Genomic DNA, 26280 nt, shown 5'->3' with positions numbered 1-26280 from the left:
GAATCGTTCACACAAGGCGCGGTCACAGGCCGGCCCGCTCGCCGCTTGAGGCTGCAGGCGACTGCTGCGTGTCTGTCACAGCCGGCCCGGCTTCGGCCGTTGGCGTGCCGGGATCCGGAGGGTGAATCGGGCGCCGCCGAGGGGGCTGGGGCCGGAGGTCAGGGTGCCGCCGTGGGCGTGGGCGATCCAGGAGGCTATGGACAGGCCGAGACCGGTGGAGCCACTGCCGCTGTGGTAACGCTTGAAGAGCGAGTCTGCAAGTCCGGGCGGGATGCCGGGGCCTGCGTCGTCGAGGGTGAGTGTGCCGTCGGCAGTGACGGTGATCTCGACCTCGGCGGGTCGGCTGGGGACGTGTCCGTGGGTGAGCGCGTTGCCGAGCAAGTTGACGACGGCCCGCTGCAGGAGCTCGGGGTCGCCGACCACCACCGTCTCTTCGGCCCGGACCGTGATCTGGTGCCCGTCGGCAGGGGTGTCGTCGACGACGGCCTCGACCAGTTGGTCGAGGCGCAAGGGTTCGCGGCACACTTGGGCGACGCCGGCCTCGAGCCGGGCGCGGGTGAGGAGGGCGTCGAGGAGGTCGCCCATGCGGGTCGCCAGCCGGACAGTTCGGCGCAGGGCGACGTCGCGGTCCTCGCCGTCCTGATGAAGGGCGATCTCGGCGAGGGTGCGCAGGGAGGCGGCCGGGGTACGCAGGTCGTGGGCGGCCTCGGCGAGGAAGGCCTCCTGCTGCTGGAGAGCGGTGAGTGCGGGCCGGGTGGCCCGGCCGGACAGCAGGTGGCCGATGGGTGCGGACAGAAGAACGAGCAGGGCGCAGCCGACGCTGAGCAGGAATGAGAACCTGCGGTGTTCGGCTTCGTCGGTGGTGGTGTCGGCTGCGGCCACGACCGTGCCGACGGGCTCGTCACCGTCGAGGCCGGGGAAGGCCTCGGCGCGCAGGCGTACATGATGGCCGTCTTCGGTCTGCCCGTCAGCCTGTGCGGAGTCACCGTCCTTGATTGCGGCGACGGCGACGGCCCGCAGGTCCGCCTCCCGCACACGGGAGCAGTGGACGCCCGCGGCGCGCGTGACGGCGAGTTTGGCGCCTGCCCGGGAGAACACCGTCACCTGTGGGCAGGAGGCGTCGAACCCGTCGACCAGGTCGCCGAGGTCGGGCCGGGTGGGGTCGCGGAACCCGATCACGGAGATGACCTCGGCCGTCTGCACGCTGAGGTCGTCGTCGGTGCCGGCGCGCCAGGCGGTGTCGGTGTTGTGGATCGCGAAGAGGGTCAGGCTGACCAGGCCGATCGCGCTGGTGAGGGCGAAGACGGTGGTGAGCCACCACCGCAGCCTGCGGATCCGGGTGGTGGCGGTCATCCGGCCGGGTCTGCTGCCTCGAGCCGGTAGCCCACGCCGCGGACGGTGTGGATCAGCGGTGGATCGCCCAGTTTGCGGCGCAGTTGGGAGACCAGGACCTCGACGACGTTGGAGTTCGGTTCGGCCATCTCGTCCCAGCATTTCTCGATCAGGACGGTCCGCTGCACGGCCTGGTCGGCGTGGGCCGCGAGGATTTCCAGGACGGCGAACTCCTTGCCGGTGAGCATGAGCCGCACGCCGGCGCGACGGACCTGACGCCGCGCGGTGTCGATCTCGAGGTCGCCCAGCACATGCACGGGAGGCCGGAGTTGTCCGGTGCGGCGGCACAGGGCGTGAACGCGGGCCACGAGTTCGGGCAGTGCGAAAGGTTTGACGAGGTAGTCGTCGCCGCCCCCGGCAAAGCCGTCGACCCGGTCTGTGACGGAGTCCCTGCCGGTGAGAAACAGTATCGGCACCGTCTGTCCGCTGCGGCGCAGGTCGCCGACAAATCCGAGGGCATCGCCGGCGGGCAGCATCCGGTCGAAGATCACGCAGTCGTACCGGGTCACGAAGAGCGCCTCGTCAGCGGCGGGAAGGTCCGCAGCGACGTCGACCGCCAATCCGGCGCCGCGCAGTGCCGCGGCGATGGCGAATCGCAGATCAGGGTCGTCCTCAACTACCAGTAGTCGCACGCGGCCAGGATAGCCACGCCGCGAATGGCCGGAAGTCTCTCATCAAATCCTCATCATCACTCAGCAAGTCTCCAGCATCGCCGGAGAGTTGAGGAGAGGCGGTGAAGAGTTGAGGCGGGCGTTTCTGTCCGGGGGAGCACCGGACCGTACCGACCGCGTCGTCGGAGAGCAGGCAACAGGCGTCGTGGACGCGGAAGCAGTGCGTGCGCCGCCCGCTGCGGCCGACGGGCTGTCGCTCGCTGACGACTTCGCGAGCCGCCGACGTCGGCCGAAGGATTCCGCGAGCAGTACGGGCGGTACCGCAACGTCCATCTCCTGACCTCCGGCCGGAACGGCCTGACCGAGGCGGGATATGACGCTCATTCCGAGCAGACATGTGTCTTCGTCTTCGCAACACAGCACAGGAGTCCACTTCATATGGCACGTATCTTCATCGTCGGTTCTGGTGTCGTGGGGACCGCTACGGGAAAAGGGTTCCTCCACGCCGGTCACAAGGTGACGTTCATCGACGTCGACGAGCAGCGGCTGGAGGCATTGCGCTCGCAGGGCCTTGACGCGCACAGTGACCTCGACCTGATGGCCGAGCCGAGCTCCTTCATCTTCCTCACGCTGCCGACGCCCAACGTGGGTCACACCTATGACATGTCGGCCTTCGAATCGGGTGCGGCTTCTGTCGGCAGGGCGCTGCGAAAGGCCATCGAGTCCCATGTAGTGGTGGTGCGGTCGACGGTTCCGCCGGGCACGGCGGAGGGGTTCGTGGAGCCGACGCTGCAGGAGTACTCGGGCAAGAACCCGGGTGAGGGGTTCACGGTCGCGAGCAACCCGGAGTTCCTGCGTGCCGCCTCGGCAGTGGAGGACTTCCGGCATCCCTGGATGACGGTGGTGGCGTCCCGCAGCGCCCGGACCCGGGAACGGCTCGGTGAGCTGCTCCGGCCGTTCGGCGGTGACATCCGCCTCTTCGCCAATCCGGCAGAGGCCGAACTGATCAAGTGCGCCCACAACATCTACAACGCCACGAAGATCAGTTTCTGGAACGAGATGTGGCGGGTGAGCAGGGAACTGGGCCTGGAGCTGGACCCCATCGCCCAGACCGTGGCCCGCTCCGCGGAAGGCTCCATCAACCCTCTGTACGGAATCCGCGGCGGTGCCCCGTACGGCGGGGTGTGTCTGCCCAAGGACACCCAGGGCTTCCTGGGCGTGGCCGAGTCCGTCGGTCTGCGCATGCCGCTGCTCAGGGCAGTGATCGAGGTCAATGACCAGATGGCCCGGGAGGCCGGCGGACAGGCCGGTGCGCTGAGCCCGAACGCCGCGTAGCTCGCCGCCTTCCCAAGACTGCCGGGGCCCGGGTGTGGTCCCCCCAGGCCCCCCTCGCCTGCCCATTCGGGCCCCGGCTTCCCGCCCGTCCCGCTGAGCGCTCGCTGCGGCCCCATACCCGTGGCCGGCGCTGCCCGTCATCTGTACGGAACCCACGAGAACAGGCCCCATGAACGGACTTTTCGACGGCACCCTGGTGAATCTCCGGTACTACCTCGTCTACCTGCCGCTGGGCGTCCTCGGCCTGGTGCGCTGGAGCTGCTGGCTGGTACGTCGAGCACCGGCCGCGCTGTACAAGCCGGTCCAGAACGACTTCCGGCTTCCGATGAGCGTCGTCGTCCCGGTCTACCAGGAAGATCCGGTGATCTTCGCCCGGGCGATCGAGTCCTGGCTGGCCAACGATGTGGAGGAGGTCATCCTCGTCATCGATGCGACCGACCGGGCGTGCCAGGACATCGCCTTCCGGTACCCGGTGAGCGTCGTCATCACCGACGTGCCCGGAAAGCGGGACGCACTGGTGCGCGGCTGGGAGGCGGCCCGTACGGACCTGGTCGCCCTTGTCGACTCCGACACCATCTGGGCGGATGACGTGGCGGCCGAGGCATGCAAGCCCTTCGCCGACCCGAGGATCGGCGGGGTGGGCACCCGCCAGAACGTCTACAACCCCAAGGGTTTCCTCCAGCGGGTCAACGACATGTACCTGGACTACCGGTACTTCGACGAGAACGCCGCGCAGAGCGTGATGGGCCGGGCCGTGTCCTGCCTGTCGGGGCGCACGGCCGTCTACCGCCGGGAGTTGCTGCTGGAGATATCCGACGACTTCATGGCCGAGACCTTCATGGGCGTGCCGTGTATGTCCGGTGACGACAAGCGGCTGACCACGCTGATCCTGGAGCGGGGGCACCTGGCCTTCATGCAGCGCTCCGCGCGGGTCTGGTCGACGTTCCCGGGCACCCTGCGGATCTTCCTCAAGCAGCGTTTGCGCTGGGCGCGCAACACCTGGCGGTCGGATCTGCGGGCGCTGTCGCGGCGCTGGGTCTGGCGCCACCCGTTCCTCGCTTTCACCCTGATCGACAAAGCGGTCAGCAGTTTCACGCTGCTGTTCGCCCCGGTGTTCATGACGCTCGCGGTGGTCCGCCAGGACTGGTTCTTCGTCGCCTGCCTGGCCGCGTGGTGGTGGATCAGCCGGGCCATGAAGATCCTTCCCCATCTGGTCCGCAAGCCGTCCTCGTTCTTCCTGGTCCCCGGCTTCGTCCTCCTGTCGTTCGTGATGGCCGTGGTCAAGCTGTGTGCCCTGGCCACGATCCGCAAGCAGCGCTGGCTCACCCGTCAGGTCTCCGTGGAGAACGGCGTCGTCGTACGCACCGGAAACAGTCGGCCCCTGGCCATGGAGAGCGAGGCAGGCGCGTGAGCCGCGTGTTCAGCAGCGGGTACACGGCCGTGACGGTGTTCACCGCCTTGGCGGCGGTCTTCGGTGCGGCGTCCCCGGCACAGGCGTCCGATCCCGCGGCGTCGGATCTCGCCGCCTGGCAGCGAACCGGGCAACCTGACCGGCTCCTGGTGATCCGCCCGGGGATGGTGGATCTGGTGCGCCACGGCGTGCTGGAGTCCCGCCGTATTTCCGGGGCCGGCGCTGTCCCCCTGAGCTGGCTGGTCACCAACACGGGGTCGGAGTGGATCGACCGGCATGGCGACGACCTCTCCGTTGTACAGATCAGGGCCGCCGTTCTGCTCAGCCCGGGGTCCGGCCTGCGGATCGGAGCGGTGACCAAGAAGGTGCTGTTCACCACTGGCGACTCCACGGCCTCGGCGACATGGATACGGGGCAGCAGGGCGACGCTCGACATCCGCGACACCACCCTGGCCGCCACCGGCCCCTCCGGCGGCACCATGGTGCGGCCGTACATCTCCATGGGATCCGGAGGCCGGCTCGACATCACCGACAGCACCATTTCCGGTTTCGGGCTCACTGGTCGGGCCTCATCGCGCTTCTCCGGTGTCACCTGGGGGAAGGGCAGTGCTGGATCCGCCGTCGGCGCCAGGTTCGAAGGCAACCGCACCGGCCTGCGGCTGGAGGGTTCCACCGGTGTCCGTCTGAACAACGTCACGGTCGAACACTCCCTGCAGGACGGGGTCGTGCTGAGCGGCGACACCGGCACCTCCGTTGCCGGGCTCACCTCGCGGTCCAGCGGCCGCAACGGCGTCGTCGTCGGCGGCACCGCGAACCGAACCCTGTCCGGCATCACCACCCAGGACAGCTCGGGCATCGGAATCCGGGCGACCCCGCAGAACGGCCTCGTCCTCAACGGCATCCAGTCCCGTTCCGACCGAGGAGGTGGCATACGGCTGCAGTCCTGCGCGGAGTGCACCATCACCGGCGCGGCCGTGCAAGGCACGCAGGTCGCGGTGGCCGTCACCGGCCCCGGCAGCAGGGCGGTCGTCAAGGCGCCCCGCCTGACCGGCAGCCGCACCGGGATCTCGTTGGACGAGGACATCGAATCGGCCACCGTCACCGGCGGCACGGTGAGCGGCTTCCAGCGCGGCATTGCGATCTCCGGGCCCAAGGCGACCGTCACCGGGACGCGGATCGAGAACGGCCTCACCGGAATCTCCTTGAACGGCAAGGCCCGGCATGCGGTCGTGCACGACGTGAGGATCGACGACTGCAGGACCGGGATGACGGCCGGCTCCACCACCACCGATGTGTCACTGACCGGGGTGCGGGTGACCAACGCCTCCGGGAAGGGTCTGACGTCCGCCTCACCGGGGCTGCGGGTCACAGATGGCCATGTGTCGGGGGCGAGCACGGCCATCGACCTGGCAGCGCCGGCCCTCCTCGACAAAGTGACCGTCACCGGAGCCCACCGGGGCATACACCTCACCCCAGGAGTCCGGGCGACCGGGACAGCGTTGGACGTCCTGGCCGAGCGCAAGGGCATCGAAGCCGACCGGGGTGCCGTCATCGACATCACCGACTCCCGAATACGCGCTCCGCTCGCCCTGGGTGGCGCAGGCCGAATCCTGAGCCACGGCCGCACGGTGGTCACTCTGCCGCCGTTCCCCTGGCTCGGCGGCGCGGCCATTCTCGCCCTCCTCACGGCGATCGCGCTGCAGACCGTCCACCAGGTGCGCCATCGCCACACTCCCCGGCCTCAAGTCCCGCGCCACGTACGCAATACCGCGTGACGGCAAGAAAAGAAAAGGAGCGCGTTCATGCATGCGAGGCGGCTCATCGTCTCCGGCGGGGCAGCGGCGCTCGCCCTGCTCGTCACCTTCCTGGTTTCGTTCGCCGCCGGTGACGACACCCCCGAGCACCGCGGGCGCAACGTACCGCCGAGCCCTCCGGCCGACATCAGGCTCAGCGACGACATGGCCGGCGTGCGGCAGTTCTTCGGGTCCCAGGTGCGGCCCGCGGAGCGGGGTTCGTTCGGGCTGTCGCGAGCGGTGTTCCTGCCACGGCCTGACAGCCGCCTGGGACGCGTGGTACGGGTGGAGTACCCGGCCGGGTCGGCCAGTCCCACCGTGTCCCGAGAGTTCGACCGGCCGGAGGGCGGGGCACAGCTGTACCTGCCTTTGACAGCCGGGCCCACCGACATGCTGTATCTGCGCTACTACGTGCGGTTCCCGCGCGGGTTCGACTTCGTCAAGGGCGGCAAACTGCCCGGTCTGTACGGCGGCACCGTCACCAGCGGCCGACGTATCCCCAACGGCGAGGACGGGCTGTCCACCCGGTACATGTGGCGCCGCGGCGGTGACGCCGAGGTGTACGCCTACCTGCCCACCTCGGTGGAACACGGTACGTCGCTGGGCCGAGGCGCGTGGCGCTGGCCCACAGGCCGCTGGGCGTGTGTGGAGCAGGCCGTCCGGCTCAACACCCCGAGCCGCTCCGACGGCACGATCGACGTGAGCATCGACGGCAGGAAGGCGCTGCACTCCGGCGGCCTGGAGTTCCGCAGCGCAGGCCGGCTCGGCATCGACGGGATCTTCTTCTCCACCTTCTTCGGTGGCTCCGACCCCAGTTGGGCCACCCCCCGCGGTCAGTACGTCGACTTCGCCGGCTTCGCCGTCTCCACCCGTCCCATCGGCCCGCTGCGCGGAGCCTGATCCACCCCGTTCACCCTGTTCAGGAGGACGTTCACCATGTCCAGCAGCCCCGAATCCGTCGCGGCCGACTCCGGGACCGTACTGGTCCGTCAGGCCGTGATCCTCGCCGGCGGCCAGGCCAGCCGTCTGCGGCCGTACACCGACCGCCTCCCCAAGGTACTCGTCGAGGTCGCCGGCCGGCCCATCCTCCAACACCAGGCACACTGGCTGGCGGCTGAAGGCATAGAGGAAGTCGTCATCTCCTGCGGCTATCTCGCCGAGGTCCTCAAGGCGTATGTCGCTGCCAACCGGCTGCCGTTGCGCGTCTGCATCGCCGTGGAGGACGAACCCCTCGGACGCGGCGGCGGCCTCAAGCACGCGGCGCGTCAGCTGCCCTACCCTGAAGAGCGCTGGGTGGGCCTGAACGGTGACATCCTGACCCGTTTCTCACTGCGCGACCTGGCGGGCAGCCACGTGGTGCGCTGCGCATCGGCCACGGTGGCGGTCACCCCACTCAAGTCGCCCTACGGCGTCGTGGAGTTGAGCGGCGACCGGGTCACCCGGTTCGCCGAGGCGCCGGTGCTGCCGCACTGGATCAACGCCGGTGTCTATCTCTTCGAGCCCGAGATCACCGACCTGCTGCCGGATCTCGGAGACCACGAGGACACCACCTTCCCCGCCCTGGCACAGCAGGACCGGCTGACGGCCTACCGCATCAACGGCTACTGGCGCGGCGTGGACAATGCCAAGGACCTCAGGACCGCGTCCGCGGAGATCACCGCGTTCGGCTGGCTCTCCACGACCGAAGCGGCATGACCGGCGGACAGCCGACACCCTGCGGACCGACTCCCGGGCCCGAGACCGGTCACGCTACGCGGAGTCGAAGACGCAGATCAGCCGCGTCCACACGGACAGATTCGACGTCTACCGAGTGCGGAAGGTCTCGCGACAGCGGTATCGCGAAGGCGTATCGGTGGCCCGCTGCACGGTCGCCCAGCTGATGCATGACCTCGGCCGTGAGGACGCGCGACGAGGGAGGAAGATCCGCTTCCTCCGGAGCGCGGCTGCTTGTCCGTCACCGCGCCGCGGTCGGTCCGTCGATGTCGCGCCGTAAGCCACTCCGCGGTCCGAATTCAGGGGAGGCGTGTGCGGGGCGCGAAATAGTCCTCAGCGGCCGCTACGAGCTGGTCGAGAAGCTCGGGCAGGGTGGCATGGGAACGGTCCATCGTGGGGTGGACCGGCAGCTGCGTCGCATCGTGGCCGTCAAGCTGCTCTCCTCACAGGCCGAGGCCGTGGCGGTCAACTCCCAACTGCGGCGCGCCGAGTTCGGCTGGAGTCACTCGTACGTCGCCGTCTTTGCCCTGCTGGCGTTGACCGCTCTCTGATGCCTCGTCAGCGCGGTACGCAGCCGGCAGAGCGGCGCCGGCTCACTGGTCGCGTTCTGGTTCAGTGCCACCGCGTCGATCTGGTACTTCCTCGACGACCTCCGCAAGCTCTTCGTCTTCTACCTGCTCCTGCCGTTGGTGGCCCTTGCGACCGTCTCGCGGGAGACCGTCGCAGTCGTGCGGCGCCGAACCCCGTGAAGGGCAGGCAGCACGGGAAGAGCCGCCCGGCCTTTCTGCCGGGACTCCTGTATGCCGTTGGGCAGCCGGTGCAATCGAGTTCATAGTTGCGGAGGTTCGGCGGCTCCTGGCAGCTTGTCGTCCCCGGCCGCCTCACCTTCGTGGCTGCCGAGGACGACACCACGCCCTGAGCTGGTCAACCGGCGCCGACCACACCAAGCGGTCGCATGCCGCTGTCACTCCTGCGACGCTGTGGCCCGATCGAGGGGCGGCCTGCAGAAGGCCGCCCCTGACCGCTTCGCGGCCCTTAGCCCTGACGACTGAGAAACCCGCAGGTCAGACGGAGAATTCCTGCTGGAGTATCAGCCGGTCCTGGATCAACCGGTGGCCAGGGTCAGGCCGTAGGCCTGGAGGATCGGGTTGACGGGCTGGAAGTAGGTGGTTCCGCCGACGGTGCAGTTGCCGGAGCCGCCGGAGGTGACGCCCTGGGCCTGGTTGCCGGAGATGAACGAGCCGCCGGAGTCGCCGGGCTCGGCGCACACGCTGGTACGGGTGAGGCCGAACACGCTGCCCTGCGCGTAGTTGACGGTGGCGTTGAACTCCCGGACCCTGCCGCAGTGCCAGCCTGTGGTGGAACCGGAACGGCAGACCGAGGAGCCGATGGGGGCGACGGCGGAGCCGGAGACCGTCACCGTGCCGCCGGCGTAGTTGTTGACCTGGGGCTGGGCCGTCCAGCTCGAATCGGCCTGCACCCACGAGTAGTCGTTGCCGGGGAAGGTCGAGCCCTGGAAGGTTCCTATGGAGGTGCCGTCCGGAGCCGCGGCGCTGGAGCCCGCTTGTCCGCAGTGGCCGGCGCTGACGAAGCCGGGCTGGCCGTTCTGGGTGACCGGGAAGCCGATCGAGCAGCGGGCGGCGCTGTTGATGAAGTAGGCGTCACCGCCGCGGAGGTCGGCCAGCGGCCGGGGGGCGTCCGACGCGCGGACGACCCGGACGAGGACGTGGTCCACTCCGGACCTGGCGAGGAAGTCCTTGGTGCGTTCGGTGTCGGTGGACTGGACGACGACGGTGTTGGCCGCTTGGTCGACGTACCACAGCGGCGTGTTCTTCGGGGTGGCGGTGCGGGCCGCCCTGTCGAGCGTGGCCTTGGCCCGGTCGAGCGCGGCGAGGGAGTTCCGGACGACCCGGGCTCGGCCACCGCCCGCGACTATGGTCCGGGCGGCGGCGGGGTCGGTGGTGGCGACCGTCAGGGTGGTGTCGGAGTCGCTGAGCCAGGCGCCGGCCCAGCGGTCGCCGAGCGTCCGCTTGAGTGCTTCCTGCGTCGCGGCGGCCCGGGCTTCACCGGCCAGGCGGGTCGCGGCGGCCTGCGGAGTGAGGCCGAGGTCGCGCCGGAGCGCCGGGAGCAGGGCGGCGGGTACCGGGGCCGCACCCTCTTGATGGGCCGTCATGGCCCTGGCGACCGCGGTCTCGTTCGTGCTGGCGCCCGCCGGTGCGACCGTGGCGACCAGCGCGGCGATGGCCAGGGAGCCGGCGGCAACCGCCGTGTGACGTCGGAACATCGGGATCTCCTTCGAGTGGGGGTTGCCGGAACCGTAGCCAGGATGGAAAGCGTCCGGGACATGTCAAAAGACCCCTCTGTCGGCGCTATGGACCTGGCTGTAACACGGGAGGAGGAGGGCCGGTCAGGGTGTCGCGTCCGCGGGTGCTGAGCGGGTCGGGGTCGGCCGGGCCCGGACGGGGTCAGCGGTCCGCCGAGAGCGGAGCGCCGCGTACCCCGAGCCGTACAGCTGTTTCCTCCTGTCGTCGCAGCCATGCCGCGTACACCGGATTGCGGGCCGCCGCCTCCGCGTGTGCCGCTCTGGCGTAGCAGACCAACTCGTCCGCCAGGTGCGCCGGCGTAGGCGGACGCCAGCAGATCAGCTGACGCCAGCTCAACAGCGGTGGTGCCAGCGGAACGGCCACGGTGCCGGCGGGCGGCGAGAACGTCGCCCGGCACAGGGCGGCGGCCCGGTTCGAGAGGACGAGGTGAAGGCAGGAGGCAGCATCGGCCTCGTACACCGACCGGGGCAGGAAGCCCGCGCGGACGCAGGCGGCCGCGAAACACTCTCCGAAGCAGCTCTCGCCGGGCGGCAGTGCCCAGCGCTCGTCAGCGAGCTCTTCGAGCCTCAACTCCCGCTCACCTGCCAGCGGATGCTCCTCGTTGAGCAGCGCGAACACCGGGTCGACGGCGATCTCCCGCCATTCCAGCCGTTCGTCGCCCGTCGCATTGCGGTGCCCGCAGTACCCGGTCAGGGCGACGTCCAACCGACCGTCGACCACCCGGGTCACCAGCTCTGAGGCTGACATGGACGATTGAGTGCTCACCGCCAGCTCGGGCCGAGCTGTCGCCAGTCGGTCGACCAGCGCGCCCAGCAATGGGCCCTGGGTCGCCCCCACATGCAGTTCGCTGTCCTCGCGCGCCGCGGTCGCGAATCGCAGGGCATCCTCCTGCAGTTGACGCATCGCAGGCAGCAGAACTCGGCTCCGCTCCAGCACCAGAACGCCCAGCGGGGTCGGCTGTACGCCTTCCCGGCCCCGCTCGAAGAGCTTCCCGCCCACGGCGGCTTCGATCCGTTTCAGCTGGCTGGAGAGCGCCGATTGCGCGAGTCCCAGACGGTCCGCCGCTTTGGTCACGCTTCCGGCATCACCGATGGCCCGGATCATCCTCAGATGACGAAACTCCAGCTCCATGGCAAACCCATACGGTAGAAAGTCGGCGAATACATCGTGGGGCGAAGATTCGACGAGAGTCCGGTTCGTGAACCAAGTCCCGCAGGACCGCCGAAGCAGCGACCAGACATCCCCGGAAAGGCTGGTCTACGTCGGAGCGGTAGGAACGGAACCGGGGAATGACCATGCGGGAACACGCATGGAACGGCCGGGAGACGCCATCCGCGAACAGCCGCGCTTCCGGCGACGGTCGGCAACGACAGCAGCCCTGCCGTCGAGGGAAGCCACACCGAGGAGGCCATCCGGCGGGCGCGTGCCGCACGTCGCCCCCGGCCACCGGCCTTCACCACGGCCGCTCCCCACCGTATGTGCTCCATTCGTACACAAACGAATGCACGATCCGTGCCCCTCCACAGGTCGACTCCACGTCGGCCCTGGAGACTTCCCGAGGAACCCTGAGGATTTGATGAGGGCGGACTGTGCGCCCGTACGCGGCGGGGTTGTGACTCACAGCCGCGTGCGAGCCGTGGCGGCCGGGGATGATCCGGTGCGGCTCCACCAGGACCTGATCCGGCCGGGCCGCGGAGCCATGTTTGGTGCTGTCCTCAGGTCGGGCGCGGCTCCTGCTGCGCGAGGAAGCCGCTCGACGTGGGTGCGACGGACGGCAGCGTCCATCTGACCAACGTGTTCGCGGCAAACGACCCCTCAAGCCGCTCGGCGGAACACATGCTCGACGCAACACTGCATGGACGACATCGACCGGGCCATCCTGCGGGAGCTGCAGGTCCACGGCCGGATCCCGTACGCCGACCTGGGTCCGAAGGTGGGGTTGTCACCCTCGGCCGCGAGGCTCCGGCTGCAGCGGCTGATCGACGCCAAGGCGGTCCAGGTCGTCGGAGTGACCGACCCCATGACCATGGGCCGGCAGACGATGGCACTCCTGGGCCTGCGCATCGACGGCGATTCCCGGAAGGTCGCCGACGAACGGTCCCGGCACGACGAAGTCGTGTACACGGTCCTGACGGCCGGCGGCTTCGACCTGTTCGCGGAGGTGGTGTGCCTCAGCCTCAAGATCTTCTGGGCTTCATCAACGACGTCGTGCGGCCCGTCGAGGGTGTCGCATCCGTGGAGAACTTCCCCTGGCGACCGTACGCGCGAGAGGGACCTGCTCGACCGGCGGGACGCCGCGACGACGGGACGCGCGCGGCGATCCTGAAGATCGCCGACCCTTCGGCGCGGTGGAGATCTAAGCCCAGGACGCGGTAGCCGACCTGATCGCCTCGGCACGCCCGGAACTGCGCATCGCCACGGCCCTGCGCCACCCTGACGGCTCCCCGCGGCGCACTCAACCGGGCAACAGCCAGGGCACGTGCCAGAGGAGCGTCAGGACGTTCCCGGCAGGACAGTTCGTTCGTGCCGGTGACGACTTGGGGGTGAGCCGGAGCCGGCGTCGCCGCCGGCTCCGACCGGTCTACATCATGTTCAGCCGGTGAACGCGGCCGTCCCGTTCGGGACGCCGAGTCCGGACGGGCCGTCGTACCCGGTGGTGCCGGTGCACAGGTAGGAGCCGCCGCAGCTGCCGTTGGAGCCGCTCGTGACGTCGTACAGCGCCGAGGTGTGCGCGTACGGGAAGGAGGCGGGGTACGAACCGGCGGACGGGGCGCCGCCCAGCGCGTAGGTCGCGGCGATCAGCGGGGAGGAGGCGCTGGTGCCGCCGAAGACCATCCAGCCGGTGGCCGAGCGGTAGCTGTCGTAGACCGCGACACCGGTGTTCGGGTCGGCGACCGCGGACACGTCCGCAACCGTGCGGTTGGCGCAGCCGGTGTCCTTCTGCCAGGTGGGCTTGGCGTCGTACGTGGAGCAGCCGGAGCCCGCACCGCTCCACACCGTGTCGGTCCAGCCGCGGGAGTTCGACGCGGTCTTCAGGGACGTACCGCCCACCGCCGTCACGTACTTGGACGCGGCCGGGTACTCCACCCCGTAGCCGTTGTCGCCGGAGGAGACGGTGATGGCTACACCTGGGTGGTTGAAGTAGCTGGAGTCGTACGTCGAGTCACTGGAGGACTCGGAGCCGCCGTAGCTGTTGGAGACGAACTTCGCGCCCAGCCGCACGGCGGTGTTGACGGCCGTGCCGAGGTTGGTCATGGACGCCGAACTGGCCTCCACCAGCAGGATCTTGCAGTTCGGGCAGGCCGCGCTGACCATGTCGAGGTCGAGGGATATCTCCTCGGCCCAGCCGGAGTCGCCGCGCGGGTAGCTGGTGCCGCCGCTCTGGCCGACCTTCGTGAAGCAGCCGTTGGCGGCGGTGCAGGCGGACAGGCCGTACTGGGAGCGGTAGGTGGCGAGGTCGGACTCGGCGTTGGGGTCGTCGTAGGCGTCGACGATGGCCACCGTCTGCCCCGAACCTCCGCTCGCGGAGGGCAGGTTGTACGCCGACTGCAGCGAGGCGGGGCCGTAGCCGGAGGGTGCGGCGGCGGCCGTCAGGTCACTTTCGGCGTGCGCCGATTTCGGGGTGCCGGCGGTGACCTGAAGGGCGTTACAGGCCATCTCGCCCTTCTTCGTCGGGTTGGCGCAGGCGTGGGCGACGGTGACGCCGTGGGACGGGGAGGTGGTGGCCTGGGCTGCCTGACCGAGCGGGGCGGCCAGGGCGAGGGCGGCCGTGGCGAGCGTGGCCACGGCGGTGAGAGAAACGGTTCTGCGCAACGTGCGTCCTTCGCATAATGGGTGACCGGGAAGGGCTGTGGGGGGTGCGCGGTACGACCTCGGTGCGGGGTGTGCACCGTGATCGCGCAGACCGTATGGATGTCGGGGTCACGACAACAAGGCGGCGATGGAATCAGGGATGTTCCTTTGCTTTTCCTGAAGCTTTCATGTGCCGTTGCCGGATGAATCTTGTCTGAAATTCGGCCCTACCATGGCTTGACCCGGCTCTTTCCAGTGCGCGACGACGCCACGGATGGCGCGTTCGGCCGGTGTCGACCTGGGGGGTGATGAACTCGGTCGTCTCGATCCAAGAGATCCTATGTCTAGGGCTTCACTTGGCGGGGGGTTGGGCGCTTCGGGACTCATGTGCGACCCAAACTCCCTGTACATGCCCGATTTGAGTCAATCTCACCCCTGCTATGAACGCAGTCATCGTCGGTCTCCTGTAAATCCATCCGATGTCTCCTCCCTGCGTGCTCGCCCTGTCAAACCCTCTCGACCCATGGAGCCGCACCATGTCCCCTGCCTCCCTCAGCAGACGCTCTCTGATGAAGGGCGCCGCCCTTGCCGGGGGTGTGGCGGCCTTCGGTCTGCCGCAGATCCTGTGGCCCTCCACCGCCGAGGCGTACGCCGTCCCCTCGAAGATGGACTGGTGGTACCAGGCCAGGTTCGGGATGTTCATCCACTTCGGGTCCTACTCGCAGCTCGGGCAGGGCGAGTGGGCTTTCGACAGCCAGCAGTGGAGCAAGGCGGACTACCAGAGCCAGGTCACCAAGAAGTTCAACCCGACCCAGTTCAACGCCGCCGCCATCGCCGAACTGGCCAAGAACGCCGGCATGAAGTACCTCGTGATCACCTCCAAGCACCACGAGGGCTTCGCGATGTGGGACTCCGACGTCGCGGGCTTCACCGACACCACCGGTACGAGGCAGTACAACCTGCACGACTACAACGGCGTCCAGACCGACCTCCTCATGGACCTCAAGAGGGAGTGCGAGAGCCGTGGGATCAAGTTCTGCCTGTACTACTCGATACTCGACTGGAACCACCCGTCCCAGACCGACCGTCACCAAAGCGGTCTCACCACGATGGCCTCGCAGGCCGCCCGCACCGCCTACATAGCCGACTTGAAGGCGCAGCTTCAGGAACTGCTGGACTGCTACGACCCGGCGCTGCTGTGGTTCGACGGCGACTGGTTCGGCGAGCCTTCCAGCCCCACCCTGCAGGACTGGTGGCTGGAAGCGGACGGCGTCGACCTCTACCACTGGCTGAGCGCCTGCAAGCCCGGTCTCATCGTCAACGAACGCGTCAAGCGGGACCACGGTCTCGGCGACTACGCGGTCGCGGAGTCCGGGATCCCCTCCGCGCCGATGAACCGGCCCCCACGAACGGCCAACTGCGGATCCCGGCGATCGACAACACGATCAGCCGCGTCTACCTGCTGAACAACCCCTCGGTCCCGCTCCCGTACACCGTCACCGACCAGATCGACGTCACCGTGCCGGCCACCGCGCCGAACGCCGATGTCTCCGTGCTGTGCGTTGGGGTCCAGGTCCAGGGCATGCCCGTGAGCGTTTCCGCGGCGGTGACCTCGGACGTCGACTACGAAGGTGCCCGCGCCGTCCTGCCGTTGGGTGGCTACACGTCCTCCCAGCTGTCCGCCGCCGGCCTGGCGCCCGCCACGGCTTCGTCCGTCCTGGTGCCCGACGGTTACCAGGTGACGGGCTACTCCGGCGACAACTTCACCGGCACCGCCTGAACGTTCACCTCGAACACCCCCGACCTCCGGGTGACCGGCAACAATGACGTCGTCAGATCCCTGAAGGTGACGTTCAGGCCCGACAAGTACTTCCGCCTGACCAATGTCACCAACCACCTGGTGCTGGACAGCGGTGGCCATGTCGCCGGCGGCTCGGACCTGAAGCAGTGGGAGGCGGTGGACAGCACCAATCTCCAGTGGCAGGCAGTCGAACTCGGAAACGGCTGCTACCGGCTCGTCAACCGCAGCAACGGCATGGTCGTCGGCGGCTGGGGCGCCACCGGCAACGGCGACCCGGCCCGGCAGATGGCCTGGGACGGCGGTGACACCCAGCAGTGGCAGATCGTCCACCGCGGCCAGGGGCGGTACTCGATCGCCAACCGCAGCACGGGACTGGTCCTCGACGGCGGAGGCTTGGTCGCCGAAGGGTCCGTGACCAAGCAGTGGACGTGGCAGCAGAGCACCAACCTGCTGTGGACGTTCAGCCCGGTCGGCTGACCGGCACCGCCCCGGTGGCATCCCTGGCATCCAGCCCCGCGCGGGCTTGCGCACGTACGTCACGTGGGCTCGCGCCGAGTTCACGGCGGCAGGCCTTGTTGAACGCCTGGAGGTCGGCGATGCCCACGGCCGCGGCGATGGCGGTGATGGAAAGGGTGGACGACAACAGGAGATGGCGGGCGCGTTGAAGGCGTCGGTGCCGGATGTACGACACGACCGTGAGGCCGGTTTCGGCACGGAACACGCGCGTCAGGTGTGTGTGGGAGATTCCGACGGTGTGAGCGACGTCCGGCACGGACAGCGGTCCGGCCAGGTGTTCCTCGACGTAGGCCTGTGCGGCGGCCACGAAGGGGTGGCGGCGCCCGGCCCCCTCGCCCCTCGGCAACTCGGCGATGCGCCACAGGGCTGTCCAGACCTCGGCCGTGGCTCGCGGGGGAGAGGTCGGCATGGCCGTGACGGCGTGTCGCAGCAGATCGGCCAGGCGTGTGCTCTCGGCCGCCGCGTCCTGCATCACCGGCACCACTCGCGCGGTTCCGCCGTCGTACAGCCGCAGATGGACGTAGAAGTGCTCCGACCTGCCCCGGTAGTGAAAGTGCACCTCGGTGTTCGGCGGCACCAGGCTGACGTGGCCGGGGCGTATGGGGTGGACCGACTGCCCGAGGGACAGAGCACCCTCGTAGTGGTAGAGGTGCAGCTGCCACAGGTCGGGCAGCCGGAAGACGTCGTGGGAGGTGGAGACACCGTGTACCCCGATGCCGGCGGCGACCACGGTGGGCGCCTCGTCGAGTCGTAGCGTCACGTGCTTCACGAGGATGGAAAACTACCAGCACTGGACGATTTCAGCCCACGACGGAGCTGGACCGGGCGCGTACGTTCGTCGCATGTCAACCAGCAAGCGACTCCTGACATCGGTTCAGGTGGCGCGCTTCGTCGCGCAGGGATTCCTGCGCCTGGACGGGGTGGTGCCGCAGGAGATCAATGAACGGGCCATCGCGGCCTTGACCGAGGGCCTGCCGGAAGTGTCCTACGGCACTCCGCTGGGCGGGGCGTTCGCGCCCGGCACCTTCGTCCACCAGCTGCTCGCCCTGCCGGTCGTCGCAGGCGCCGTCGAGAGCCTGGTCGGGCCCGAGCCCACCGTCGACCACCAAGCGGTTCACGTGCGCGAGCCGCACGAGGGACAGGCGCAGCCGCTCCACGCAGACGCGATCATCGACGTGCGGCCGGACGCCTTCGACATCCAGCTCATGTACTATCCGCACGAGGTGACCGCCGAGATGGGCGGCACCCTCAGCGTGCCCGGAAGCCATCTGCGCAGGGTCAACGAGACGGATGTCGGCCGCGTCCAGAACCTCAGGGGACAGACCCGTCTCACCTGCCCGGCGGGCACGGTGGTTCTCGTGCACCACGGCATCTGGCACGGCGGCCGCCGCAACGACACCGCGCGCCGCCGTTACATGTACAAGCTCCGCCTGAACCCGACGGTCCCACAGGTGCGTCTGTGGGATGTCTCCGACCTGCACGACCCTGCGGTGACCGCGGAACTCAACACGTACTTCCCCTGGTACGAGCAGGCCACGGCCCGACTGGAGATCTACAACCGCGTCCTGCTGTGGCGGGCCCTGACCGGTGACGACTCGTTCGACGTCGAGTACTGGGTCACGCGCGTCAGCAACCGGCCGGACCGGGAGAGGAGTCACGCATGAGGCAGCACGTTCTGGTCCTCTATCTCGCGACGTCGGCGCTCGACTCCCATGTGGTGGGCTGGTCCCGGTACGACGGGACCGGCCGGACCCGTCCGACGACCGGTGACAGCGACGAGCCGCCCTACGCGACAGGTCTTGCCGCACTGCACGACGGGTGGCGTCTGTTCCAGGCCTCCCAATTGCTGCCGCCGCAGCCCGGTCACGAGTACGACGTCTCCTTCCTCAAGCACGAGTTCTTCTTCGAGAAGGTGGAGGACGGCTCCGGCCCTTGACCGGGCGCGATGCCGTTGCCGTGACGCCTTCTGCCGCGCGGCCGGTGACTGCCCGTGCGCTCGGGTCTCAGTGCGGCCCGGTCTCGGGAAGGGTCTGCGCGCACCAGATGGTCTTGCCGTTGGTCGTGTGCCGGGTACCCCAGCCCTGAGTGAGCTGGGCGACGAGCAACAGACCTCGGCCGCCCTCGTCGAAGTCGCGGGCCCGGCGCAGGTGCGGAGCGGTGTTGCTGGCGTCGGAGACCTCGCAGATCAGGGAGGTATCGCGAATCAGCCGCAGCTTGATCGGTGGCTCGCCGTATCGGATGGCGTTGGTGACCAGCTCGCTGACGACCAGTTCGGTGACGAAGGCGGCCTCCTCCAGGCCCCAGGCGTCCACCTGGTCGACGGCGAACTTCCTGACGCGCGGCACCTGGGCGGTGTCGGGCTCGACGTCCCAGTCGGCGACGTGGTGGGGATCCAGCGCGCGAGTGCGAGCGAGGAGCAGGGCGGCGTCGTCCGTACGGCGTTCGGGGAGCATCGCGTCGATCACCGTGTCGCACAGGGCCTCCAGTGAGGTGGTCGGCCGGTTCAGGACCCGAAGCAGTTCGGCGATCCCTTCGTCGACGTTGCGCTCACGGCTTTCCAGCAGTCCGTCGGTATAGAGGGTCAGCAGGCTGCCCTCGGGCAGCTCCAGCTCGGTGGCCTCGAAGGGCAGCCCACCGATGCCGAGCGGTGGTCCCGCATGGGCGGGTACCGGGCTCCTGGTGCCGTCCCGGGAGATGATCAGCGGCAGGGGATGGCCGGCGCTGGCCAGTGTGAGGCGGCGGGAGACGGGGTCGTAGACGGTGTACAGGCAGGTGGCCCCCGACTCTCCCGTCGGCTGGAAGTCGCCAGTGGCCTGGAGGTCGCTGGCGAGGTGCAGGACCAGGTCGTCCAGGTGGGTCAGCAGCTCGTCCGGCGGCAGGTCCACGTCGGCGAGGGTACGGACCGCCGTGCGCAGCCGGCCCATGCTGGCCGAGGCGTGCAGTCCGTGACCGACGACATCGCCCACGACCAGGGCGACCCGGGCACCGGACAGCGGAATGACGTCGAACCAGTCACCGCCCACTTCCGCGCCGGTCCCGGCGGGCAGGTAGCGGGACGCCACCTCGACCGCCTCCTGTTTGGGCAAGCCCTGCGGCAGGAGGCTGCGCTGCAGGGTCAGTGCCGTCGTGCGCTCACGCGAGTACCGGCGGGCGTTGTCGATGGCGACGGCTGCCTTGGCGGTCAGCTCCTCGGCGAGGATCAGGTCGTCGGCGGTGAAGGCCTCGGGCCGGTCGAGGCGGGAGAACGCGACGACGCCGAGCAGCGCGCCGCGGGCCCGCAGCGGCACGGTGATCCGGCCGGTCAGCCCGTCCGCGGCAAGGGACTCGTCGATCACCGGGTTGTCCGGCGGCCAGTGGGCCGGGTCGGCGGCGAGCCCGGGCCCGAAGGCCCATTCGCCGCCCTCGCCGGGCTCGGCGGCGAGTTCGACCGTGGACCTGCCCGTGGCCATGCAGCGGGCGGCGACAGAACCGGAAGTGTGGACCACCGGCGTCGTGGGGCCGGGAGCGCGGTCGGTGTCCTCGTTCGCGCTGCGCTGACCGGCACGGCTGAGCACGATCGTCTCGCCGGGGCCGAACGCGGGCACGGAAGGTGGCTCCTCCCCGCGCAGCACCTCGTCGAAGAGATCCACGGTGACGAGGTCGGTGAATCCCGGCACGGAAGTGTCGGCCAGTTCCTGGGCGGTGCCGATCACGTCGAGTGTCCGGCCGATGCCGCCGCTGGCCTTGTTGAGGAGGAGCAGGCGCTGCCGAGCCCAGTACTCGGCGCTCATGTCGAATCCCCAGTTGGCGATCGCGCGGACCCTGCCCCGGGCATCCCGGACGGGCCAGATGCTGGTGGCCCAGGCGTTGGCGTAGTTGCTGCCGAGAGGGCGGAAGACGGTGATCAGGCGCGCGGGCTCACCCGTCCTCGCCACTTCGGCCAGCTTGTCGGTGTAGGGCTTGTCGTCCCGTTCGGGAAACAGCGTGCGGTCGAATTCGGGAAACAGCTCGCGGTACTTCTTGCCGAGCACTTGCTCCTCGGAGTGCGCGATCACCCGGCCTGAGGAGGCGTTGATCCACAGGAACCGCAGCTCAGGGTCGTAGACGCCGAGAGCGAAAGGGCACTGCTCGAAGGCCCGATCGGCGATCACGGGGCGGCGTCCCCAGCGCTGGGCGGTCACCACGTGACCCAGCACCCGGCCTTCGCTGCCGAACAGCGGGTGAGCAGCCACCACGGCGTCCACGGTGGAACCGTCCCGGTGGCGCAAGGGGATCAACTCTGTGGCGTCGGGGTCCGCGCCCCACCCCTCGGGGAAGCCGGCCGGTGGGCGATCGACCAGCAGATCGGTCACGGGGCGGCCGACGGTGTCCTGCGCCGTCCAGCCCAGCAGCAGCCGGGCCCCCTCGCTCCAGCCGCTCACCACGCCGTCGGGGCCCACGACGGCAACGGCAGTGGGGGCGTCCTGACTGCCGGCCATCTCCACGCGCCATGCCTCCGTGCGGACATCCGTGCCCATGAGGGCTGGTTTCCAGCGGCTGCTTCCAGCCTAGATCGTCCGCCGCTCCACGGCGCTCCGGCCGGTGCGCTCGGGTTGACAGGAGCGTCCTTCCAGGCCGTGGCCCGGCTCCGACGCCGTCTGCTGCTTCCAGCGGCGGAGGTCCCGGCAGCGCGCCGAGAAGTTCCACTCCGGCATGGTCACCCACGCCGGGGGAGGGCCGCGCGTACCAGGAGGTGACACCGCTCGGCGCGCACCTGGACCGGATCGCCGCCGAGGCGACCGGTCGGCACAGCACCGCGGACATGGGGTCCCGCACGACTGGCATGCCTGGTGGGTCGGCCACCATGGACGGCTGCCTGCCCACCAGGGCGGACCACCCGAACGTAGCGCGCTCCGGGCACCGGGCCCTCAGGCAGGCGGACCTCATCACCGTCGCGCAGCCTGAGCACGACCTGACGCCGTACCGGGTCGTCGTGCTTCAGCTGTACGCGCTCATGGCCGCGGCGGTGCTCGCCGAGGACGACGTGCCCGGTGCGGGCGAGTCCCGGTCTCGCGGTCGTGGCGGCCGGCGCCGCGGCGGTCTGCTTCGCGTCCAAGTACCGTACGGGCGACGTGGGCTGACGGGTAGTCAGTAGAATTTGAGGGGTAGGCCGGTGTCGCGGGCGGCCCGTTCGGCTTCGCCGCGGAGGCCTTGAACAGGTGCGCGGTGACCGGGTGGGGCCGAGCCGCCGTCCGGGCCGCGGAGCCGGAGCGGGCGAATGGCTGGTGGGTCCTCAGCCCCGGCGGGGCCGCAGACCGTGGCGGCTGCGGCCCCGCTCGGGCGTCGGGGTCAGGACGGGTCGCCGTACAGGAGGCCGCGTCCGTTGGTGCCGATGTAGACGCGTCCGTAGGTGTCGGGGTCGCCGGTGATGACGCCGAGGCTGCCGATGGCGCCCCACTGGTGGGCATCGTCGTTGATGCGGGTCCAGGTGGTGCCCTTGTCGGTGGAGCGGAAGACTCCGGTGACGTTGTCGACGGTGCCGATCAGGTAGAGGGCCTGGTAGTCGGTGCCGGTCTTGGCCTTGCCGAAGCCGAGGGCGGAGGCGGACTTCACCGTGGTGAGGGTGGTGAAGGTGCGGCCGCCGTCGGTGGAGTGGAGCAGTCCTCTGTCGCCGCCGGAGATCCAGAGGTCGCCGCTGATGCCGGGGACGGCGGTGAGGTGGCCGGAGGGGAGGTTGGTGGTGCGGGTGGTGAAGGTCGCGCCGCCGTCGGTGCTGGCGCTGAGGGTGCCGTTGGTGAGGGAGTAGAAGGTGTTGGCGGTGGAGCGGTCGGCGACGATGACGGCGTCGGTACCCAGGCCGTTGACCTTGGTCCAGTGGGCTCCCTTGTCGGTGGAGCGGTAGGGGGCCTGGCCGTCCTCGGCCCAGATGATGGTGGAGCCGTCCGCGGAGAGGGCGACGTGGCCCATGTTCGCGCTGGGGACGGGTTCGGCGGTGAAGCCGTTCCAGTGGAGGCCGCCGTCGGTGGAGTAGGCGCCGTCCTGGTCGCCGCCACGGCCGACGCGGACCATCACCGAGGGGTTGGACTGGGCGAAGTCGATGTCGCTGCTGCTGCTCATCAGCGGGTTCGCGATCCGGCCGGACGGCACCTGGGTGAGGGAGTCGTCGGAGTCGTAGCGGAAGCCGCCCTGGTCGCCCATGGAGGTGATGAGGGTGGCGCCGCCGGGCGGGGCGATCGCGTCGGCCAGCGAGGTCTCCTCCAGCCCGCGGGCCCCGGAGATCCAGTGGCTGGTGCCACCGCTGTCGGAGGCGTTGGCGTCCTTGCTGCTCCAGATGCCGTTGCCGGTGCCGTACAGCACGTGCCCGGAGTCGAACGGGTCGATGGCCAGCGCGGTCATCCAGTGCCCGGTGTGGGTGCCGACGTACGGAGCGCCGGAGGCATCGCGCTGCGACTTGTCCGCCAGCGCCTTCCAGGTCGTGCCGCCGTCGGTGGTCCGGTAGATCTCGTCCTCGGGCCACCACCGGTCCAGGGTGGTGACCATCACCGTGGACGGCTTCTGCGCGTCGACGGCGAGACCGGAGAACCCGTAGGAGCCCTGCGGCGGAGAGATGTTCTTCCACGCGCCGCCGGCCGGGGTGTACTTCCACACCGAGCCCGTCGTCGCGTCCATGGGGCCGATGCTGTTGCTGTAGGACAGGTACAGCGACCCGTCACTGGTGACCACACCGTGCTGCGGCATCTGGCCGGTGGGCTGCCCGGAAACGGCCTGCCAGCTGCTGCCGCCGTCGGTGGAGCGGTACAGGGGCGTGGACGTGTCGTTGACGCCGACGTACACCGTGTTGCTACCGGCCGGGCCGTACGTCACGAAGGAGATGCCCGCACCGCTGCTCGCCCCGCCCTTGACGGGGAACGAGGAGACCTGACTCCATGTCGCGCCGTAGTCGGTGCTGCGCCACAGGCCGTTCTTGCGGGTGCCCAGCAGCAGGTTGGCGTGGTTCGCGGGGTCGATCACGAGCCGTTCGCCCGCCCCGCGGCCGGGTTCGTTGCCGCCCAGCTTGAACGGCAGATCGGTGCGCTTGAAGGTGCGGCCCCGGTCGGTGGACCGCAGGATCGCGCCGTTGCCGGCCCACTCGTTGGTGTAGGTGCCCGTCGCGAGGTAGAGCCGGGCGGGGTCGACGGGGTCGGTGGCCAGCGAGTCGATGCCGAGCAGGTTCCAGTCCTTCTCGCCGAGCCAGTCGGTCAGCGGGATCCACTGCTCGGCAGCGGTGTCCCAGCGGTAGGCGCCGCCCATGTCGGTGCGCGCGTACAGCAGGCCCTTCTCCTTCGGGTTGAACACCAACCCGGTGACGTAACCCCCGCCCACCACCTGGGCGTTCTTCCATACGTACGGTCCGGCCGCCGCCGTGGTCTGCGCACCGCCGGTCCCGGTCGTCTGGGTCTCGGCCGTCTTCACCAGCTTCCACTGCTGGTTGGTGCTGCCCCTGCTGGGATACTGGATGACCGGCGCGCCCTGGGCCGTGGAGCCTCCAAAGACGTCCAGGACCTGGCCGCTCCTGCGGGAGGTGAGGGTGACGGCGTCGGAACCGCTCACCTCCTTGATCTGCCACTCCTGGGAGGTGGAGGAACGGTCGGTCTGCTGCTCGGCGGCGGCCCCCTGCGCGGTGGAATTGCCTGCTATGCCGAGCACTTTGCCGCTGTTGCGGTTCACCAGCTCGTAGTAGCCGTCCCCGGTGGACTTCAGCTTCCACTGCTGGTTGGCGGTGTTCTGGTCGGCCCACTGCTGGATGCGCGTGCCATCGGCGGTGGAGAAGGCGTTGACGTCCAGCACCTTGTTGCTGCGCACCGAGACCAGCCGGTAGTAGGCGTCGCCGTCGACCGTCGCGGCCTGCGAGTCCTCCTGCGCGTACAGGAGATACGGCACGAGGACGGCGGGCACGCCGAGCAGCAGACCGGTAGCGGTCCAGCGGCGGCGGTGACGCCCGCGGCGCCCGCCGTTCGTGGGGTTGTTCATGGAGGACTGTTCTCCTTGCATGCCGTTCATGAGCGGAAAATCGGATACCGGGGCATCGGAACTGGCCGGATCTGCTTCCTTGTTGTCACAGGCCTTGCCCAGGGTTGCCGTGAGTCGGGATTTTTTTCGGATCACTTCGTGGAGCGGATCCGGTAGGCGGAGGCGCTGAGAGGGACGACCCCGGCCGCGGCGAAGGGGCCGCCGGCATCAACGGGGGTCGGTTCGGTCGGGCCCGGAGCCGAGCGCAGGTGATCACTCCGTGCGGTGCGGCATCGAGGCTCGTTTCCTCACCTTCCTGGCCAGACGGGTTGGGAACCCGGGATCGCGGTCCTACGCTCTGAACCATGCACCCGGCACCCGCAGCGACGCCCCGCCCGGCGCAGGCGTTCTCGACGGCACGCCTCGCGCCTGCGGAGCGGCTGCGGGCCTGGGAGGAACACAACGCCGACGCCCTGATCGCCGTGATGTGCCGCACACAGGACGGCACGGACTTCCGGGCGCGTGAGGACAACCTCGACCTGGGGCGGGTGCATCTGGCGCGGGTGCGCACCACGGCGCACGTGGTCGAGCGTCCCGCCGACCTCATCGAACGGCGGCCCACGGGGTCCGTCGCGATCTACGTCTCCCTGCGCGGGGAGGCCCTGTTCCAGCAGGGCGGCCGGCGGCAGGTCGTCCGCCCCGGCGACGTCCTGGTCTGCGACGCGGACGGCAGCTTCGTCCGCGGGTTCGCGCAGGGCCTGGACGAACTGGCGGTGCGCGTGGACCGCGGTGCGCTGCCGGACGGTGTACACGTCGGGGAACCGCTCATCGTCCGGCGTGACGAGAGCAACCCGTACGGCCGCGCCCTCGCCCGCCTCGTCGGACGCGCCGTCCGTGTCGAGGGCGCGACCCGGCCCGACGAGCAGGCACTCGTCGACCTCGCGTCCGTGCTCGTGAGCGACGGGGCCACGCGCCCGCCCGTCGTCCATCGCGCGCTAGCCTGCGCCCTCGTCGAGGACCGACTGCACGATCCTCGCCTGTCGGCCCCCGAGGTCGCAGACGCGGTCGGCATCAGCGTCCGTCAGCTCACCCGCGTCTTCGCCGACGCGGGCACGACGTTCCCGCGCTATGTGCTCGGCCGGCGTCTCGAAGCCGCCCACGGCCTGCTGACCGGGCCGGACGCCACCGAGCTGCGCACGGCGACCGTGGCGACCAGCTGCGGATTCAGCTCGCTCGCCCACTTCTCGCAGACCTTCCACGCCCGCTTCGGCATCACCGCGGGCGAGTTGCGCCGTACGGCTGCACAGCGGGAGTGAGGAGGTGTTTTTGATCGCTGACCGTGACGTGGGCACAGATGGATGATCTGGGTTGTGGGGGTCGGAGGGACGGGTCGGCGGTATTGCCGAGAGCGGGGAGCGCAGGCGGAGTGCCCGGTGTGCGGGCACTCGTGGACGGTGAGGGCGGAGCGGTCGAAGGCTGCGGTGTACTGCTCGGACCGTTGCCGGGTGCGCGCCTGCCGCCGGCGGTGGGTGAGGGCCGTGCACTTCGAGCGGCCCTGGCTCACGCCCTGCCCCAGTGTGTCGCGCGCGCGTCACGGTGGACGGTGACCGGGGCCGGCGCCCCTTGACCGGTCACGTCGTGGTGG

The 26280-nt window shown here is 69.5% G+C and carries 18 protein-coding genes and 2 pseudogenes; 12 read left to right on the top strand and 8 right to left on the bottom strand.

The window, feature by feature from the left end; translation table 11 throughout:
- Positions 1–75: 75 nt before the first annotated feature.
- Both ACFY1U_RS11080 and ACFY1U_RS11075 read right to left on the bottom strand, forming a co-directional pair.
- The gene (locus ACFY1U_RS11080) at positions 76–1353 is read right to left on the bottom strand and encodes a sensor histidine kinase (protein ID WP_390693819.1); all 1278 of its coding nucleotides are present in this window, start codon (positions 1351–1353) and stop codon (positions 76–78) included.
- Positions 1350–2024, bottom strand: coding sequence for a response regulator transcription factor (locus ACFY1U_RS11075; RefSeq protein WP_390693818.1), 675 nt, complete (start codon positions 2022–2024; stop codon positions 1350–1352). Before ACFY1U_RS11075 ends, ACFY1U_RS11080 begins: the two co-directional genes overlap by 4 nt.
- 417 nt (positions 2025–2441) lie before the next feature.
- On the opposite strand from ACFY1U_RS11075, the gene ACFY1U_RS11070 reads away from it, so the two are divergent.
- The 6 genes from ACFY1U_RS11070 (at position 2442) to ACFY1U_RS11045 (ending at position 8806) form a co-directional block, all read left to right on the top strand.
- Positions 2442–3338: a nucleotide sugar dehydrogenase gene (locus tag ACFY1U_RS11070; RefSeq protein ID WP_390693817.1), complete on the top strand. Its 897-nt coding sequence runs from the start codon at positions 2442–2444 to the stop codon at positions 3336–3338.
- A 169-nt stretch (positions 3339–3507) separates the two neighbouring features.
- A complete protein-coding gene (locus ACFY1U_RS11065) occupies positions 3508–4749 on the top strand; it encodes a glycosyltransferase (RefSeq protein ID WP_390693816.1) in 1242 nt (413 codons plus the stop codon).
- Positions 4746–6524: a right-handed parallel beta-helix repeat-containing protein gene (locus ACFY1U_RS11060; RefSeq protein WP_390693815.1), complete on the top strand. Its 1779-nt coding sequence runs from the start codon at positions 4746–4748 to the stop codon at positions 6522–6524. Before ACFY1U_RS11065 ends, ACFY1U_RS11060 begins: the two co-directional genes overlap by 4 nt.
- A gap of 27 nt (positions 6525–6551) precedes the next feature.
- Positions 6552–7442: a polysaccharide lyase gene (locus ACFY1U_RS11055; protein WP_390693814.1), complete on the top strand. Its 891-nt coding sequence runs from the start codon at positions 6552–6554 to the stop codon at positions 7440–7442.
- A gap of 36 nt (positions 7443–7478) precedes the next feature.
- Complete coding sequence (locus ACFY1U_RS11050; protein WP_390693813.1) at positions 7479–8237, top strand: NDP-sugar synthase; 759 nt, start codon at positions 7479–7481, stop codon at positions 8235–8237.
- Between the two features lie 395 nt (positions 8238–8632).
- Complete coding sequence (locus ACFY1U_RS11045; protein WP_390693812.1) at positions 8633–8806, top strand: hypothetical protein; 174 nt, start codon at positions 8633–8635, stop codon at positions 8804–8806.
- Between the two features lie 554 nt (positions 8807–9360).
- Here the strand turns inward: ACFY1U_RS11045 and ACFY1U_RS11040 are convergent.
- Positions 9361–10539: a S1 family peptidase gene (locus ACFY1U_RS11040; RefSeq protein ID WP_390693811.1), complete on the bottom strand. Its 1179-nt coding sequence runs from the start codon at positions 10537–10539 to the stop codon at positions 9361–9363.
- A gap of 181 nt (positions 10540–10720) precedes the next feature.
- Complete coding sequence (locus ACFY1U_RS11035) at positions 10721–11710, bottom strand: LysR substrate-binding domain-containing protein (RefSeq protein WP_390693810.1); 990 nt, start codon at positions 11708–11710, stop codon at positions 10721–10723.
- 724 nt (positions 11711–12434) lie between these two features.
- Between ACFY1U_RS11035 and ACFY1U_RS11030 the strand changes: the two are divergent.
- Positions 12435–12832, top strand: a pseudogene (locus ACFY1U_RS11030) (Lrp/AsnC family transcriptional regulator); the annotation flags it as partial.
- 339 nt (positions 12833–13171) lie between these two features.
- Here ACFY1U_RS11030 and ACFY1U_RS11025 read toward each other — a convergent pair.
- Positions 13172–14392 (bottom strand): peptidase S8, encoded by a 1221-nt coding sequence (locus tag ACFY1U_RS11025; RefSeq protein WP_390693809.1) that lies wholly within the window; start codon positions 14390–14392, stop codon positions 13172–13174.
- 515 nt (positions 14393–14907) lie between these two features.
- Between ACFY1U_RS11025 and ACFY1U_RS11020 the strand changes: the two are divergent.
- Positions 14908–16649: pseudogene (locus ACFY1U_RS11020) on the top strand (alpha-L-fucosidase).
- Here the strand turns inward: ACFY1U_RS11020 and ACFY1U_RS11015 are convergent.
- Positions 16633–17448 carry a helix-turn-helix domain-containing protein gene (locus tag ACFY1U_RS11015; protein ID WP_390693808.1) on the bottom strand — a complete coding sequence of 272 codons (816 nt, stop codon included), beginning with the start codon at positions 17446–17448 and terminating at the stop codon, positions 16633–16635. The pseudogene ACFY1U_RS11020 and the gene ACFY1U_RS11015 overlap by 17 nt on opposite strands.
- A gap of 82 nt (positions 17449–17530) precedes the next feature.
- Between ACFY1U_RS11015 and ACFY1U_RS11010 the strand changes: the two genes are divergently transcribed.
- Both ACFY1U_RS11010 and ACFY1U_RS11005 read left to right on the top strand, forming a co-directional pair.
- The gene (locus tag ACFY1U_RS11010) at positions 17531–18352 is read left to right on the top strand and encodes a phytanoyl-CoA dioxygenase family protein (RefSeq protein WP_390693807.1); all 822 of its coding nucleotides are present in this window, start codon (positions 17531–17533) and stop codon (positions 18350–18352) included.
- Entirely contained in the window at positions 18349–18624 is a 276-nt protein-coding gene (locus ACFY1U_RS11005; RefSeq protein WP_390693806.1) for a hypothetical protein, read from the top strand. Before ACFY1U_RS11010 ends, ACFY1U_RS11005 begins: the two co-directional genes overlap by 4 nt.
- Positions 18625–18691: 67 nt before the next feature.
- On the opposite strand, the gene ACFY1U_RS11000 is transcribed toward ACFY1U_RS11005, so the two are convergent.
- The gene (locus ACFY1U_RS11000; protein WP_390694506.1) at positions 18692–21145 is read right to left on the bottom strand and encodes a SpoIIE family protein phosphatase; all 2454 of its coding nucleotides are present in this window, start codon (positions 21143–21145) and stop codon (positions 18692–18694) included.
- 254 nt (positions 21146–21399) lie between these two features.
- On the opposite strand from ACFY1U_RS11000, the gene ACFY1U_RS10995 reads away from it, so the two are divergent.
- The gene (locus ACFY1U_RS10995) at positions 21400–21801 is read left to right on the top strand and encodes a hypothetical protein (protein WP_390693805.1); all 402 of its coding nucleotides are present in this window, start codon (positions 21400–21402) and stop codon (positions 21799–21801) included.
- 194 nt (positions 21802–21995) lie between these two features.
- Here the strand turns inward: ACFY1U_RS10995 and ACFY1U_RS10990 are convergent, their stop codons facing one another.
- Positions 21996–24656, bottom strand: coding sequence for an RICIN domain-containing protein (locus ACFY1U_RS10990; protein WP_390693804.1), 2661 nt, complete (start codon positions 24654–24656; stop codon positions 21996–21998).
- A 344-nt stretch (positions 24657–25000) separates the two neighbouring features.
- Here ACFY1U_RS10990 and ACFY1U_RS10985 point away from each other — a divergent pair, with 344 nt between their 5' ends.
- Entirely contained in the window at positions 25001–25951 is a 951-nt protein-coding gene (locus ACFY1U_RS10985) for a helix-turn-helix domain-containing protein (protein ID WP_390693803.1), read from the top strand.
- The last annotated feature ends 329 nt before the right edge of the window (positions 25952–26280 follow it).

Source organism: Streptomyces sp. NPDC001351, from assembly GCF_042896045.1.
Classification (GTDB): Bacteria; Actinomycetota; Actinomycetes; order Streptomycetales; family Streptomycetaceae; genus Streptomyces.
This window is presented reverse-complemented; position numbering and strand designations above follow the sequence as displayed.

Coding starts and splice junctions, on each gene's coding strand:
- ACFY1U_RS11080 (WP_390693819.1), bottom strand. CDS start 1,353: ATGACCGCCACCACCCGGATCCGCAGGCTGCGGTGGTGGCTCACCACC.
- ACFY1U_RS11070 (WP_390693817.1), top strand. CDS start 2,442: ATGGCACGTATCTTCATCGTCGGTTCTGGTGTCGTGGGGACCGCTACG.
- ACFY1U_RS11065 (WP_390693816.1), top strand. CDS start 3,508: ATGAACGGACTTTTCGACGGCACCCTGGTGAATCTCCGGTACTACCTC.
- ACFY1U_RS11055 (WP_390693814.1), top strand. CDS start 6,552: ATGCATGCGAGGCGGCTCATCGTCTCCGGCGGGGCAGCGGCGCTCGCC.
- ACFY1U_RS11050 (WP_390693813.1), top strand. CDS start 7,479: ATGTCCAGCAGCCCCGAATCCGTCGCGGCCGACTCCGGGACCGTACTG.
- ACFY1U_RS11045 (WP_390693812.1), top strand. CDS start 8,633: ATGGGAACGGTCCATCGTGGGGTGGACCGGCAGCTGCGTCGCATCGTG.
- ACFY1U_RS11040 (WP_390693811.1), bottom strand. CDS start 10,539: ATGTTCCGACGTCACACGGCGGTTGCCGCCGGCTCCCTGGCCATCGCC.
- ACFY1U_RS11035 (WP_390693810.1), bottom strand. CDS start 11,710: ATGGAGCTGGAGTTTCGTCATCTGAGGATGATCCGGGCCATCGGTGAT.
- ACFY1U_RS11010 (WP_390693807.1), top strand. CDS start 17,531: ATGTCAACCAGCAAGCGACTCCTGACATCGGTTCAGGTGGCGCGCTTC.
- ACFY1U_RS11005 (WP_390693806.1), top strand. CDS start 18,349: ATGAGGCAGCACGTTCTGGTCCTCTATCTCGCGACGTCGGCGCTCGAC.
- ACFY1U_RS11000 (WP_390694506.1), bottom strand. CDS start 21,145: ATGGCCGGCAGTCAGGACGCCCCCACTGCCGTTGCCGTCGTGGGCCCC.
- ACFY1U_RS10990 (WP_390693804.1), bottom strand. CDS start 24,656: ATGAACAACCCCACGAACGGCGGGCGCCGCGGGCGTCACCGCCGCCGC.
- ACFY1U_RS10985 (WP_390693803.1), top strand. CDS start 25,001: ATGCACCCGGCACCCGCAGCGACGCCCCGCCCGGCGCAGGCGTTCTCG.